Annotated in this window: 13 protein-coding genes; 8 read left to right on the top strand and 5 right to left on the bottom strand. The window is 51.4% G+C overall.

Annotated elements, in window-relative coordinates:
- The first annotated feature begins 1 nt into the window (after nucleotide 1).
- The 7 genes from AACR41_RS07290 (at nucleotide 2) to AACR41_RS07260 (ending at nucleotide 5,948) form a co-directional block, all read left to right on the top strand.
- Nucleotides 2-994 carry a phosphotransferase family protein gene (locus AACR41_RS07290; RefSeq protein ID WP_030007179.1) on the top strand — a complete coding sequence of 331 codons (993 nt, stop codon included), beginning with the start codon at nucleotides 2-4 and terminating at the stop codon, nucleotides 992-994.
- Between the two features lie 107 nt (nucleotides 995-1,101).
- Nucleotides 1,102-1,464, top strand: coding sequence for a hypothetical protein (locus AACR41_RS07285; protein ID WP_052349668.1), 363 nt, complete (start codon nucleotides 1,102-1,104; stop codon nucleotides 1,462-1,464).
- Nucleotides 1,464-2,975 carry a sensor histidine kinase gene (locus tag AACR41_RS07280; protein WP_030007177.1) on the top strand — a complete coding sequence of 504 codons (1,512 nt, stop codon included), beginning with the start codon at nucleotides 1,464-1,466 and terminating at the stop codon, nucleotides 2,973-2,975. Before AACR41_RS07285 ends, AACR41_RS07280 begins: the two co-directional genes overlap by 1 nt.
- A complete protein-coding gene (locus tag AACR41_RS07275) occupies nucleotides 2,941-3,609 on the top strand; it encodes a response regulator transcription factor (RefSeq protein ID WP_030007176.1) in 669 nt (222 codons plus the stop codon). Before AACR41_RS07280 ends, AACR41_RS07275 begins: the two co-directional genes overlap by 35 nt.
- A gap of 51 nt (nucleotides 3,610-3,660) precedes the next feature.
- Entirely contained in the window at nucleotides 3,661-4,248 is a 588-nt protein-coding gene (gene aat / locus AACR41_RS07270; RefSeq protein ID WP_012307067.1) for a leucyl/phenylalanyl-tRNA--protein transferase, read from the top strand.
- A 58-nt stretch (nucleotides 4,249-4,306) separates the two neighbouring features.
- Nucleotides 4,307-4,801, top strand: coding sequence for a salt stress protein, Slr1339 family (locus AACR41_RS07265; protein ID WP_045442003.1), 495 nt, complete (start codon nucleotides 4,307-4,309; stop codon nucleotides 4,799-4,801).
- Between the two features lie 37 nt (nucleotides 4,802-4,838).
- The gene (locus AACR41_RS07260; protein WP_030007174.1) at nucleotides 4,839-5,948 is read left to right on the top strand and encodes an ABC transporter permease; all 1,110 of its coding nucleotides are present in this window, start codon (nucleotides 4,839-4,841) and stop codon (nucleotides 5,946-5,948) included.
- Between the two features lie 305 nt (nucleotides 5,949-6,253).
- Here AACR41_RS07260 and AACR41_RS07255 read toward each other — a convergent pair whose 3' ends face one another.
- A complete protein-coding gene (locus AACR41_RS07255) occupies nucleotides 6,254-6,997 on the bottom strand; it encodes a hypothetical protein (RefSeq protein ID WP_030007173.1) in 744 nt (247 codons plus the stop codon).
- Between the two features lie 145 nt (nucleotides 6,998-7,142).
- On the opposite strand from AACR41_RS07255, the gene AACR41_RS07250 reads away from it, so the two are divergent.
- Nucleotides 7,143-7,805 (top strand): Crp/Fnr family transcriptional regulator, encoded by a 663-nt coding sequence (locus AACR41_RS07250; RefSeq protein ID WP_030007172.1) that lies wholly within the window; start codon nucleotides 7,143-7,145, stop codon nucleotides 7,803-7,805.
- A 17-nt stretch (nucleotides 7,806-7,822) separates the two neighbouring features.
- On the opposite strand, the gene opcA is transcribed toward AACR41_RS07250, so the two are convergent.
- The 4 genes from opcA to AACR41_RS07230 form a co-directional block, all read right to left on the bottom strand.
- A complete protein-coding gene (gene opcA / locus AACR41_RS07245) occupies nucleotides 7,823-9,160 on the bottom strand; it encodes a glucose-6-phosphate dehydrogenase assembly protein OpcA (RefSeq protein WP_030007171.1) in 1,338 nt (445 codons plus the stop codon).
- Between the two features lie 118 nt (nucleotides 9,161-9,278).
- Nucleotides 9,279-10,808 (bottom strand): glucose-6-phosphate dehydrogenase, encoded by a 1,530-nt coding sequence (gene zwf / locus AACR41_RS07240; protein ID WP_030007170.1) that lies wholly within the window; start codon nucleotides 10,806-10,808, stop codon nucleotides 9,279-9,281.
- 95 nt (nucleotides 10,809-10,903) lie between these two features.
- Complete coding sequence (tal, locus tag AACR41_RS07235) at nucleotides 10,904-12,049, bottom strand: transaldolase (RefSeq protein WP_030007169.1); 1,146 nt, start codon at nucleotides 12,047-12,049, stop codon at nucleotides 10,904-10,906.
- Between the two features lie 435 nt (nucleotides 12,050-12,484).
- On the bottom strand, nucleotides 12,485-13,867 hold the full coding sequence (locus AACR41_RS07230) for an efflux RND transporter periplasmic adaptor subunit (protein ID WP_045442024.1): 1,383 nt from the start codon (nucleotides 13,865-13,867) through the stop codon (nucleotides 12,485-12,487).
- Between the last annotated feature and the right edge of the window lie 80 nt (nucleotides 13,868-13,947).

Genomic DNA, 13,947 nt, shown 5'->3' with positions numbered 1-13,947 from the left:
GATGACCGAACTTTCCCCTGATCCCAAAATGCCCTGGCTACCGTTTGCCCTCGACCTCCAGTTAGCCCAGCCGCATTTCATTACCATTTTTCCCACTGTACGGAGGGTGATCAAGGCCGAACTGCTACGCCATAAAATCGGACGCCGGGCCTTGATTGCTTATCATCTGGAAACCGACGCAGGGGAACAGATTATTCTCGGCAAAATTCGCGCCAAGGGCACAGATCACAAAAGCTATGGCTACCAGCGAGCGTTATGGGAAAACGGCTTCCATGGCCAGAGTGAAGATGGCTTATCGGTGCCGGAACCTCTCGGTATTGTTGAACCCTGGCAGATGTGGCTCCAAGGATGGGTTCCCGGTCAACCTGCGACAACTTTATTGATTACCCGACCCGACTTGCCGGAAAAAATTGCCGCCCTAGCCTATAAAATCCACAGTCATTCTGTCCCTACCACCAAAACCCACACCATTGCCGCTGAATTACAAATACTGGGCGATCGCCTCCGGGATTTTGCCCAACAGCAACCTCAGTGGCAAACACAAATTCAACATTTCATCGCCCAAAGTGAACGGCTGGGACAAATCTTAGAACAGCATCCCCGCCCCTCAACGACGATTCACCGGGACTTTTACGCCGATCAGATTTTGGTAGAAGGCGATCGCCTTTGGTTGGTGGATCTCGACCTCTACTGTCAAGGAGATCCCGCCGTTGATCTGGGGAATTTCATCGCCCACATGACCGAGCAGAGCCTCCGCACCTGGGGTGATCCCGGTGCCATGGTTAGTCAGGAACAGGATTTAAAGACGGCTTTTTTGTCAAAACAACCCCCAGAAAGCTCCCATCTGAGTCAAGCTATTGATATCTACGCTAACCTCACTCTCCTGCGGCATATTGCCATTAGTTGGCGTATTTCAGAGCGTCGCCCGAATATTCCCACCCTGATCGAACTTTGTGGCGATCGCCTTGCCGAACAACTGCAACAGGTTAGATGAGAAACTTCTCATGGAATTTTCAATGTTGTTTCATTGCTCTCGGTCATCCTTAGAGTTGAAGCAATCTGCCCGACAATCCCTATCCCTTAAAAGTTAGCTATTTTCCCATGGGTCAGTATCAGCATTATTTACAATTCCCGTTTTGCCGACTGGGACTGGGCGTGGCCTTTGCCATGGGGGTTTTCGGACTCTTCCCCGTACTCGCCCAAGCGACCCAATGTAAAGGAAGTTTAGGGGCGATCGCCATTGGGGATCTCGAAGTCCCTTCCGGAGCCACCTGCATTCTCCGGCAAACCACCGTACGGGGCGATATCATCGTCCAACCTAGGGGAACCCTCATTGCCAATGGCGCAGTGATTCAAGGTAATATTTGGGCAAAACAAGCCCTGAGTCTTAATCTCAATGCCGCGACCCAAGTGGCCGGTATTATTGAACGCCCCCTACCCCAACGCTCCCTCTTCCAGCGTTAATGGTCGTCTTTTCCCCCAAACAATGGCTTAAACTGCTGCGAATCCATTTTCTCTCGGTTCGGGGTCGCGTTTTTTTCTGGTATTTACTACTGTTATCAGGGTTCCTGGCCATTTCCTTTCCCCTGATGTTGCACTTGGTATTTAGCAACATTAACCAGCGGGTGAGAAATGATCTCAAGGAAGATGTGTATTTGTTTGAAGGGTTGCTTAACAACGATCCCCAAGTGAAACAACGGCTTGCCCTCCGAGAAACCGAGATTTTGCCCCTCTCTACCCCGGCGGATTTGATTTCTTTGTTTAATCTGTATCTGGCCCGTCGGGTACCGGAGGACGACACTTTTATCGTTGGCGTGATTGCCGAGGAATTTTATCGCTCTAGCCCCGAAGCACTACCGCCGACCCTCCAGGCAGATTCTTCTCTTTTGCAACGCTTGGCCCAGGTAAACCGCTGGGAAGAGGGAGTTGATCCGCGTCCTAATTCGGAAACGGGGGATATTTTGTATGTGGCGCTCCCCATCGAAAATGAGACAGGGGATATTCTGGGGCGCTTTATTGCTGTCCATGCTGTGGCGGGGGAACACAATGAAACTCTCACGTCTTTAAAAATTGTTTTTGCGACGTTGATCGGGGTTTTTTGTTTGTCCATTGCGGTGAGTGCCGTGATTGCAGGGCGGGTTTTAGCGCCCCTAACTTTAATTTTGAAAACGGCAACAAGCATTAATGAATCCAACCTGACGCGACGGATTCCCATCACCACCCAGGGGGAATTGGCCAATTTAGCCCAGGCTTTCAACTCGATGCTAGACCGACTGGAAACGGCCTTTGAAAATCAGCGGCAATTTCTCAATGATGTGGGCCATGAACTGCGTACGCCGATCACGATTATTCGGGGTCATTTGGAATTGATGGCGATCGCCAATCTTTCCCTCGAAGAACAAAAAACAGTGGAATTGGTTGTAGATGAACTAGATCGCATGGGCCGACTGGTGCAGGAGTTGATCCTGTTGGCGAAGTTGGAGCGGCCTAATTTTTTGCATTATGAGCCGATTGATATAGAGTCGTTTTTAGAAGAGCTCTACACGAAAATTACGGCTTTAACGTCTAGTCCTCGCCAATGGCAACGGCAGGGAATGGTGACGGGGATTCTCTGGGGCGATCGCCAACGGTTAACCCAAGCACTGATTAACCTCGCCCAAAACGCCGTTCAACATACCCAACCCCATGACGAAATTTGCCTAGGGGTCACTCGCACCGGGAAAAATTTACAATTTTGGTTACAAGATAGTGGGCAGGGAATTGCCGCCGCTGACCAAACACGGATTTTTGAACGGTTTGCCCGGGGCCGCCAAGTACGGGGCACAGAAGGCTCAGGCCTGGGGTTAGCCATCGTTAAACAGGTGGCGATCGCCCATGGCGGCAGCATTACCGTCGAAAGCGAACTCAACAAAGGCAGTACATTTACCCTGACGATTCCCTATGACCCAGATTCTGATTATCGAAGACGAACCTAGAATCGCTTCCTTCCTTCAAAAGGGGTTTAAAAGCGAAGGCTTTACGGTGACCATCGCCAGCACCGCCAAAGAAGCCCTAGACTGGGCCTTGCAATATCCCTTTTCCCTGTTGATCTTAGATTTAGGCTTGCCTGATGCCGATGGTTTAGAGGTGCTCCATGATCTGCGCGGTCAGGGGGTTACGGCCCCAATTATTATCCTCACGGCCCGCGATGACCTCGATGACAAAGTAACTGGCTTAAACCTTGGTGCCGACGATTACTTGGGTAAACCGTTTAGTTTTAAAGAACTCCTGGCCCGTGTCCAAGCGCGGTTACGCACCTTTACCCCAAGGGCGACCCCGGAACCGATGTGTCTGAAAACCCAGACGTTGGAGCTAGATCTCAAGGCGCGGCGGGTCAGGCAGGGGGATGTTTGGTTAGAGTTGCCCACCCGTGAATTTATCCTATTAGAAACGTTGCTCCGCCATCCCGACCAAGTCCTCAGCCGTCAGCAGCTCTTGGATCAGGTGTGGGGCTATGATTACGATCCAGGTTCGAATATCGTCGATGTGTACATTGGCTATCTCCGTAAAAAGTTGGGCAGTGATCTCATTGAGACGGTGCGGGGCATTGGTTATCGCCTCAAGACCTAAACGCCAGGGCGATCGCCTGGTACAGTTGAAAAATTCCGTCGTGGGCAATGTATGATCAGCCGTTTTAATCTGCCAGCAATTTTAGAAGGATATTCCCAGGGCTATTTTCTGATGGCGGATGAGCAACAGCATTTGGGTTGGTATTCGAGTCGGCAACGGACTTTGATTCCCCTAGATGGTCGGTTTCGTTATCCCAAATCCCTGAGGCGATCGCTCAATCAACAGATTTTTACCCCCAAAATTAACCAAGCCTTTGAGGCGGTGTGTGCCGGCTGTGCCAACCGGGATGTGACCTGGATTTCGCCGGAATTGCTAGACATTTATCGGGCGTTGCACCGGGCGGGGTGGGCCCACAGTTTTGAAACTTGGCGGGGGGATCAATTAGCTGGGGGGATTTTAGGCATCGCCATTGGTGGGGCCTTTATCGGGGAGTCGATGTTTTTTCAAATTCCCAATGGTTCAAAGGTGGCAATGGTTCTTTTAGTCGAACATCTGCGGCGGCAAGGCTTTATCCTGTTTGATGCCCAGCTACAAAATCCGCACCTAGAGCGATTTGGTTCCTACGTTATTGATAACCAGGATTATCGACGGTTGTTAGCCCAGGCGGTGCGTTTGCGGTGTCAGTTTGCGCCGGATTAAAGAAGGGGAAAGATCTTTTTATAATTAAGGTGAGATTTCTTCGGCAATGGATTGAACGATGGCTTCCCTTGATGATTTGCTACGGGATTTAGAAAATCAACATCGCGCGGCAGCACCACAGCCACCGGACAATGGCCTGGATCAAACCCTAGCGGCGCTCCAGCAGGAATACCAAGCCCGCCCGCAGCCGACTGGGGAAAAGTCATCCCAGGGCGATCGCCTTTCGTCCATGTTGCAGGCCCTCGAACAGGAAACGACCGCCAACAAACTCAAAGATTGTGAAAAAAATCACCGTCTGTACCAAGACATTAACCAACTAATCGCCGAACAGCAGCAGCAAGCCCAACAGCCCCTCCCGGAAACAGACCTCAAGGCGATCGCCGCCGCTGAAAAGCAAAAACAGGCCCAGGCTAAATATTGGCGTACCAAAGCCGAAACTTGGCTCAAGCAACTGGATCCCCTTTCCAATGAAGGGCTCTGGTTTATGGACTTTGCCGAGGGCTATGACTCCCAGCTTGCTGCCGCGATCGAGTATCTGCAGGCATTAGAATGAGGGGACACAATTATTTTTGGCAACCCTGGCAGTAACTATGGATTGGTGGCGCAAACTTCGAAATAATACCCTGGCGCGTTTGGGCGCAATTATCCTGATCACCTTTTATGTCCTCGTCATTGGTGCTGATTTTTTTGCTCCTTATGACCCCTATGTGTCCCAGGCCGATGGTTCTTTAATGCCGCCCACAGCGATCCACTGGCGCAATGGCACCCCCCATGTTTATCCCACCAGCCAGGGGCCGACGGATCTCGACACGGGCGATCGCCAACTGATTGTTGATACCGATAACCCCCAACCGCTGCGCCTCTTTGTGAAAGGCGATCCTTACCAACTGTTCCAGATCAAATTGCCCGTGCCCCCGACCTTCGAGGAAAAAATTATCTTTCCGGGTATCCGGGGCGATCGCCATTTATTTGGGGTGGTCGGCGAGGCCCGCTTTAATCTCCTCGGCACCGACGAACAGGGGCGCGATCAATTTAGCCGCTTACTCCATGGGGGCCGCATTAGCCTCTTTATCGGCCTGGTGGGGATTGTCATTTCCTTTCCCTTGGGGATGCTCATCGGTGGCATTTCTGGCTATTTTGGCGGCTGGATCGATGCGGTCTTGATGCGCTTTGTGGAAGTGTTGATGACCATTCCAGGGATTTATCTCCTCGTTTCCCTGGCGGCAATTCTGCCCGCGAGTTTAACCAGCGCCCAGCGATTCCTCTTGATTGTGCTGATTACCTCGTTCATTAGCTGGTCTGGCCTGGCGCGGGTGATCCGGGGTCAAGTACTCTCGATTAAAAACCAAGAATTTGTCCAGGCGGCCCAAGCAACGGGGGGGCGATCGCTCTACATCATCACCAAACATATCCTGCCCCAAACGGCGAGCTATGCGATTATCTCCGCAACCCTCGCCGTACCAGGATTTATCATTGCCGAATCGGTATTGAGCTTGATTGGCCTCGGCATTCAACAGCCCGACCCCAGTTGGGGCAATCTGCTCTCTTTGAGTACCAATGCGTCTATTCTGGTCTTGCAACCCTGGCTGGTGTGGTCACCCGCAATTTTGATTATCGTGACGGTGCTGGCCTTTAACCTGCTCGGTGACGGGCTACGGGATGCCCTCGATCCGAAGAGCCTCCAAAACCGCCAAGATTAAACCCTGTTGCAACTAGCCGCTGGGGTGTATTGATTTAAGAAAACTAAAGACTGTTGTGAATCCTGGGGTGATTGTTCGTAGCGATGTAACCCTGGGATATTTTTGTGTTGGGCACAGAAAAAAGACCGGCGACTTTCCGTGTTTCGTCTCGGTCTTCTTTCTGGTTCGCTCCTCACACACCTGTAAGTGTAGACCATCTTTTCTCAAACTGCCATGTTTTTTTCAAGTTTTGTGTCGAAAATTTTAAATAGACTAATCAAAAAAAGCGTGAAAGCTAACGTCCCACTGCCTTTGAGTCTTGTGAATTAATTTTCTAATTGTGGAAGATAGCAGGCTAAAAATTGGGCGAGATAGGTAAACCACTGCCAATAATGATGGCCTTGGGTGGGATTTTCACGGAGAAAATAAAATAGAGGGCAACGGCGCTGTAATTCCCAGAGAGTTTGTTCGAGGGCGGCAAAAAGATGGGGTTTGGGTGAGCGATGGAAACTCCCTAGGGCACAACGGGCGATCGCCTCTAGGAGAGCTTGCTCCCAGGCGGTCAAAAGAGTTTTTTCAAAATTCCATTGGGGCGTATCTGCGGTGTAGTCAGCGGCGAGGCGACTGAGGTCTTGGAAGCGTTGCTGTAGGTAATGGCAAGAGAATAAAAAATCTGAGGGCAACTGAGGGAAAATCTGATTTTCTCGCTGTAATATTTGATCTAGCCAGCGGCCGATCTCCGTCGGCATCAAAAAGAATTCTAACCAACCCTGGGGGGTGGCGATCGCCTCATAGGTGAATACCGTCGTTGCAGTTCGGTGTTTTGAATCTGATTGCGGCGTTGGGGCAGTGAGCCGAGCGAGATATGCCTGGGCAATGGTCTGGGGAGGCTGGTGGCTGTGGGCGGCCAATTTTAAGGCGATCGCCGACCGAAAACCGATGCCTTGCCGTTGGAAACAGAGCTGGAGTGGAATTTCACTGGCTTTGGCAAGATCTCCCGCCTGGGCGAGGTGTACGCGAAGATCGTTGGTTAAATTGCCATCCTGGGTTATGACTGAAATGGACGCCATTGCAGCTTGCCTGGACTAGGGGGATCTTTTAGGATGATAGAGCTTTCCGCAGCTTTTGCCCGTATTAATAGCCCCTAAAACCGACCCAAGATCAGCTCACTCATATTCACTCTTTTTTTGCGTATTTTTGTGTATCTATTAAGTAATGTCTCAGTTCTTTGCCCTTGACGAAATTAAGCCCCACTCGCCTTTAATCACAGAGTTTTTGCAAGAATGGGCGATCGCCCACTGTCGGAGTCGGACGTTTTTCCAGGAAGAAACCATTCCCACCCGGCCCGGTTTGCTCTACTTTGTCACGAAAGGATTTGTGCGCATTGAAAGTCGTCTCCGGCATTTCCAGCCTTCCCTTTCCCTGGATGGGCAGCCGGTAATTTTGGCGTTTATCGGGGCCGATCAACCCATTGATATCTACCGCAGTCCGATGATCTCGTTCCAGGCGATCGCCCAGGTGGATCAAACAGAAGTCTTCTGGCTCTACTGGGAAGATCTCGATCAGTGGCCCACCCTAAAAAACAACGTATTACAAGCGCTCCGGCACCAGCAGCAACACCAGCGCCTAGAGCAGACCCTCCTGTGCCAACGCAAAACTATTGATCGGCTGTGGCTATACCTAGAAATGTTGGGGCGTACCCACGGCAACCCTTCCCCGGAAGGAATGATGATTCCGTTTCCCCTCACCAGCAAGCAATTGTCTGAGGTTCTGGGGGCCACCCAGGTAACGGTCAATCGCCTCCTCAAACAACTCATGCAAGCGGATAAAATTCAACTCACCCAGGCGGATCGGTTTCAGGTTCGCCTCAGCCACTGACCATAAAATTGAAAGGGTTAAAGGGCGAGGATTTGACGCACCTGTTCCATGGTTTCGGTGTAGAGAACATCTTTGCCCCAGCGTTGGAGCTGTTGCCCCAGGAGATGCTCGGTTGCTTGATCAGCCAAGGGGGTGACCTGTTCAATGCGGCAGGATTGCGCACCACCACCCGATTCCATGTGCATACAGCCAGAGGTTTCTGAACAAATCACGGTGCAACAATCGGCATCAAGGTTATTGGAGGTGAGTTTGAGGTTCACGAGATCGCCGACGATATCCCCCACATCGGCCATGGGTAGACCTACTAGTTCAGCCGTAATTGCTTTTTTGTGGCGATCGCCAAAACGAATGCGGTGAATCTCATAATCCCCTGATTCCCGTTCGATGTCTGTCGGATTCCAGCCGAGGCGACTGGCGAGCCAGCCTAAAAACAAAATCGCTTGGGTGGCATTCCCTTTTTCGTAGTTGAGGGTCACATGGTCTACATCCCAGATGGCTTCCCGTCGTTCTGGGGGGTCAAAGGCAGCGGCAGTTAACTCTTGCCAAGCTGCTAAACGACTCCAATTGAGATCGGCGGTGTTGGTGCCCTGCTGCAACAGTTCGCACACAACCTTGAGATCTGCTTCGGCATCCCGGAAACCACTGGAGTCGAGGATGAGGGTATCTGCTTCGGCCATCAACCGTTGAAAGAGGCCATAGTTGCTATCTGGCACTGCCTTCCACCAGATGAATTTTGGCAAATCCCGCACCATCAAAGCCGTAATTAGGCCCCCAATGCGCTCTAGGGCTGCCGCTGTGCCACTCAGGGTAATGTACTCGCAACAAACAAGGGTGCTACCGCCCCGTTTATTAATCGGACAATAGGCGGAAACCTGGGCGGAAACGCCTTCATCTTCACCGGTGGTGGGACAAAGGGTAATGATTCGACAGGGATTCGCAGCGGCGATCGCATCGGCCACCCCAGAACTACTCAGATCGGCCGAATAGGTCAACGGTTGGCAGCCTTGATCCTGACTCTGGCACTCCCACATTTCCCGGAGCTTCGCGAGTAATTCCGGTGAAATCTTACCGGTTTCCTCAAAACCATAGGCTTTTTGAGCAGCCCGGATTGCTGCCACCGTGCGCGAACCAGCGATCCCATCGATTGGCCCCGAATAAAATCCTAAACTTGCCAACAATGCTTGGGAATCGTCCGGCTCATAGACCAAAAAACTAAAGGTGGTGGCCCGGGTGGCACTCATGCCCTCATCGGAGCGGTAATTTTGCCAGAGTTGTGCCAGTTCCGCTTCAATCTCCTCAATCGAGACATCCTTCGGAGCTTGCAAAGAAACAAGGGGTGCTGAAATAGTCATAATTTTTCCAGAGATTGCTTAGAGAGTTTTTTGCGAAATTTGCGTGCGAAAAGAATTAAGAGATCAAAAATAAACAAACACTGAGAGCCGATATCTATTCCCTAAAATTGGAAATTCGCCTCTACAACCGACGCCAACGGCGACCATCCCGATTAATCAAAAATTCCGCTTCTGTCGGTTCCCAAGTCCCCGCCTCATATTGGGGCACATTGCTAGGATCCGCTGGCCCATCCCACGCCGCTAGAGCTGGTGTCACCACACGCCAAGCCTCCTCCACCTCATCGGCCCGGGTAAAGAGAGTTTGATCACCGACCATACAATCCAAAAGCAGTCGGGTGTAAGCATCCTGGGTAGCCATGGCAAAGGATGTTCCATAGCTAAAATCCATATCCACGCTGCGGGTTCTAATATCTGCGCCGGGCATCTTGGCCTCAAAGCGTAGGGAAATGCCCTCATTGGGTTGAATCCGCAGGGCCAGGGTATTGGGATTCGCCTGTTTTGCTGCCGATGGGAAGATCGCCAGGGGCACCTGCTTAAATTGAATCGCAATTTCTGAAACTTTCTTGGGCAAACGCTTACCGGTACGCAGATAGAAAGGTACCCCTTGCCAGCGCCAATTATCTACCATAAATTTCATCGCCACATAGGTGGGCGTCGTTGATTCGGGATTGACGCCGGATTCTTCCCGGTAACCGGGGACGGGTTTGCCTTTCATCCAACCGGCTTTGTATTGCCCTCGAATCGCTGATTTATCAAGATTATGGATATCGGCGAGGTAGGTAGCCTGTAATACCTTGGTTTTTTCGCTGCGAATACTGTCGGCATTTAAAGCATTGGGCGCTTCCATCGCCGTTAAACAAAACAGTTGCATCAGGTGATTTTGCAACATATCCCGCAGGGCGCCGGAGGTTTCGTAATAACCTGCACGATCTTCGACACCCACCGTCTCGGCGACGGTAATTTGCACGTGATCGACGTAATGGCGATTCCAGAGGGGTTCAAAGATGGCGTTGGCAAAGCGAAAGACCAACAGGTTTTGGACAGTTTCTTTACCGAGGTAGTGGTCGATGCGATAAACCTGTTCTTCGCGGCAGACATTTTTAACGACATTATTTAAAACTTGGGCGGAACTGAGATCTTTGCCAAAAGGTTTCTCAATGACGAGGCGGTGCTTGAGGGGATCATTGAGCATCCCAGCCGCCCCCAGATTTTTGATGCCAGGCGGGAAAAATTTCGGAGAGACCGCAAGGTAAAAGACACGATTACCCCTGGTACCTCGTTTTTGATCGAGTTCGTCTAAAAAGGTTTTAAGTTTCTGGTAACTGTCGGGGTCGTCCATATTGCCGGAACAATAAAAAAGCCCTTCGGCAAAGTTGTTCCAGAGGTCTTCGCTGCCGATGCCGTCGGAAAATTCCTCAATGCCCTGGCGCATTTGTTCGCGGAAGTAATCGTGGCTCCAGTCCCGCCGGGCAACACCGACGATAGTGATCTCCGGTGGCAATAAATTATCTTTTTTGAGGGCGTAGAGGGAGGGAACGAGTTTACGCTGGGTGAGATCGCCGGAAGCACCAAAGATAACGATGATCAGGGGGTCTGGGGTGCGTTCTTGGCGGAGTCCGACTCTGAGGGGATTTTCTTGTAAGGCAACCATAGGGCTGGGTTTGAAGGAGCAATGGGGTAATCAGAAAGGGATTTTTGACATCTCCCTAAAATCCCCTATGGAGGAGACTTTAGGGGTGGGTTTGGTTAGACAGTGGCCAATTGTTTGACTTTGGTTTCGAGGGAGTCCATGAGGGATTCGAAGGGCTTGATAAATTTTTCGATCCCTTCTTCGAGGAGTTCGGCCATTACAGTGTCAAGATCGATCGCCACATCTGCGTCACCGAGGGCGGCAATGATTTGTTTGGCTTGGGCGACGTTGGCAGTAATGCGGTTGGCGGGATCGCAGTGGTCGGCACAGGCTTCGATGGTGTCGGGGGGCAGGGTATTGACGGTGTCAGCGCCGACGAGTTCATCGACATACATTACATCGCTATAGTCGGGATTTTTGGTGCCGGTGCTGGCCCAGAGGAGTCGTTGGGGTTTCGCGCCTTTCGCAGCGAGGGCTTGCCAACGGTCGCTACTGAAAATCTCAAGGTAATGTTGGTAGGCAATTTTTGCGTTGGCGATCGCCACTTTTCCTTTGAGACCGATCAGCTTGCTGGCGACATCTTCGCTGACCCCGGATTTAATTTTGGCATCAAGTTGATTGTCGATATTCACATCAATGCGGCTGAGGAAAAAGCTGGCAACGGAGGCAATGTTGCTGATATCTTCTCCGGCGGCGGCGCGTTTTTCGAGTCCTTCAATGTAGGCCCAAGCGGTGTCGATGTAGGCTTGTACAGAAAATAGCAGGGTGACGTTGACGTTAATGCCTTCGGCGATCGCCTGGGTGACGGCGGGCAAGCCTTCGGGGGTACCGGGGATTTTGATCATTACGTTGGGACGACCAATTTCCTTGAAATAGCGGCGGGCTTCTTTGATCGTGCTTTCGGTGTCTTTGGCAATGTTGGGGGGAACTTCGATGCTCACATAGCCATCGAGGGCGTCGGTTTTTTCGTAGACCCCCGCAAAAATATCGCAGGCGTTACCGATATCCTCAAACACAATGGATTCGTAGATTTCGAGGGTGGATTTTCCGGCCGCAATGCCCTGCTTGATCGCCTCGTCGTAAATTTCGTTGCCGGCGATCGCCTTTTCAAAAATTGCTGGATTAGAGGTAATCCCATGGATCCCCCGACTGTCGATCAATTGTGCCAATTCCCCAGAGGTGATTAAATCCCGACTGAGGTTATCCATCCAGATACTTTGACCATAGTCTTCAATATCAATAATCGGGTTTGCGGTAGCCATAGGTCATTACTCCTTTTGTGTGCGGCGATCGCCCCCAAGCAGTGGGTATTAATGTTTTGATACAGTGCGTGGGGGCACTACTCTCAACTTACAAGATCTTTTTAAAAGTGGCCGGGGATTGTTGAGGAAGTTTTCACTTTTTGAAAAAATCTTGACCTGATTTGTGAGGATTACCTCACCTCAAGGGCCGGGGTCTGGATTACCGGGACGAAAGAATTCTTTTAAAGGCTGTTTTTAAACAGGTTAAATTTTCCCTAAAGCGTTGCTTTGCTCAGTGTTGTGACCATAGAAAAGCTCTTTTTGGCGGCTAATCTCCCCCAACCCTTGGCATTTCTTAAACAAATATAAAATTACGTCTTCAGTGAAAATTTTTCTTTAGAAAAAACATTAAAACTTAAGATTTCACCACCTTGATTTTCGCTAGCTAAAAAATGCCTATTGGAAGGGTTGGATTTCGATGGCGTCCCCATCTTTAAGATAGGGGGCTCCTTTTACCACTAGGCGATCGCCCGCTTGCAACCCCCCTAGCACTTCGATCTGGTCATCGTCTAAAAGCTCCCCAAGTTGGACGGTGACGGCGGTAACAGTGTTGTCATTATTCACCCGGAAAACCGTTGCTTGCTCGCCATCCTGGGGAATCACAGCCTCCGTGGGCACCCCTAAACCCTGGGCCTGGGCCAGAATGATATTGCCCCGTAAAAACATTCCTGGCTTGAGGTCTGTCCCTAGGGGCAAACTAATTTTTAGGGTCGCCTGGCGGGATTGTCGGTCAACGGTGGGGACAATCTCTTGGATTTGCCCCGTGAGCTGAAGATTGGGATCGCGATCGCTGGTAATTTCAACGGTTTGACCAATTTCGACCTGATTCAGTTGGGTTTCGGGAATGTTTGCTTCGAGTTCTAATTGCCCTGCTTCTAAAAGATTAAATAACGGCTCATTGGCAGCACTGAGATCACCGAGTTGAGCGAATTTTTCGATAATTTTACCGGAGCGCGGTGCCCGGACTTGGGTCTCCCGCAACCGGGTGGTCACTAGGCTAACCTGGGCCTGGGCCTGTTGTAGTTGGGCTTCTGCCTGGGCCAGGGTTTCAAGACGGGGGCCACGGCGCAATTCTTGCAAGCGTTGTTCGGCTTCCCGTAATGTGGCCTGATTTTGACTGACACTGGCGGCGGCACCATCACGACGGGTGCGGGTTTCATCGAGGGTATCAGCGGCGATCGCCCCAGCTTCAAATAATTCTTGGTTCCGTTGTAGGCGTTGTTCGCTCAGCTTGAGATCTGCTTGGCTCCGTCCCAGGGCGGCCCTGGCTTGGTTTACTTGTTCTTGGGCGCGGGCAAGTTCTTCGGAGCGGGCTCCGGCTCTGAGTTCGGCGAGGCGGGCTTGGGCTTGGGCGACCTGGGCTTGGGCTTGGCGGAGTTCTGCCTGGAGGGTGGCATTATCCAGTTGGGCCAGCAGTTGACCGGCTTGGACATTGTCCCCTTCATCCACCAGGAGATTAGTGATCTGGAGACCCGAACGGGCCGCCGTAACTGCCACAATCTCAGCGGGGGTAACGGTGCCCACAATCGCCATGGTTTTGGCGATCGCCTGGGGTTCGAGGGTCAAGGTCGTGACAGCTCGCCCAGGGGCTTGATTGGGATTTGTCGTTGGGGCGGATGAGGTTTCTTCCGGTTGGGAGCTGGAAAATTGCCCCCCCACATAGGTGGCGATCGCCCCGATCAAAATTCCGACCACCAAACCAAGCCAGGGTAGCCGCTTCGATTGAGAGGCGATCGCTGGATTATCAGTCGGATCCGGTTTCGGGGCGAGTTGGGTCACGATGGGATATTTGTAATATTGCTTAATAATTATCTTAAAAAATTTTGGGCTGATTTGGTGGCTTTCGCCAGAAGTCCCCA

Origin of the sequence: Picosynechococcus sp. NKBG042902 (genome assembly GCF_963864045.1) — a bacterium.
GTDB lineage: Bacteria > Cyanobacteriota > Cyanobacteriia > Cyanobacteriales > MRBY01 > MRBY01.
Note: the sequence above shows the minus strand (reverse complement) of the source record. Positions and strands in the feature narration are given on the sequence as shown.

What these genes read in the sequence shown, in the direction of transcription:
- tal (WP_030007169.1), bottom strand. Translation starts at nt 12,049, where the DNA reads ATGGCTACCGCAAACCCGATTATTGATATTGAAGACTATGGTCAAAGT.
- AACR41_RS07275 (WP_030007176.1), top strand. Translation starts at nt 2,941, where the DNA reads ATGACCCAGATTCTGATTATCGAAGACGAACCTAGAATCGCTTCCTTC.
- AACR41_RS07285 (WP_052349668.1), top strand. Translation starts at nt 1,102, where the DNA reads ATGGGTCAGTATCAGCATTATTTACAATTCCCGTTTTGCCGACTGGGA.
- AACR41_RS07250 (WP_030007172.1), top strand. Translation starts at nt 7,143, where the DNA reads ATGTCTCAGTTCTTTGCCCTTGACGAAATTAAGCCCCACTCGCCTTTA.
- AACR41_RS07260 (WP_030007174.1), top strand. Translation starts at nt 4,839, where the DNA reads ATGGATTGGTGGCGCAAACTTCGAAATAATACCCTGGCGCGTTTGGGC.
- AACR41_RS07280 (WP_030007177.1), top strand. Translation starts at nt 1,464, where the DNA reads ATGGTCGTCTTTTCCCCCAAACAATGGCTTAAACTGCTGCGAATCCAT.
- zwf (WP_030007170.1), bottom strand. Translation starts at nt 10,808, where the DNA reads ATGGTTGCCTTACAAGAAAATCCCCTCAGAGTCGGACTCCGCCAAGAA.
- AACR41_RS07265 (WP_045442003.1), top strand. Translation starts at nt 4,307, where the DNA reads ATGGCTTCCCTTGATGATTTGCTACGGGATTTAGAAAATCAACATCGC.
- AACR41_RS07255 (WP_030007173.1), bottom strand. Translation starts at nt 6,997, where the DNA reads ATGGCGTCCATTTCAGTCATAACCCAGGATGGCAATTTAACCAACGAT.
- aat (WP_012307067.1), top strand. Translation starts at nt 3,661, where the DNA reads ATGATCAGCCGTTTTAATCTGCCAGCAATTTTAGAAGGATATTCCCAG.
- AACR41_RS07290 (WP_030007179.1), top strand. Translation starts at nt 2, where the DNA reads ATGACCGAACTTTCCCCTGATCCCAAAATGCCCTGGCTACCGTTTGCC.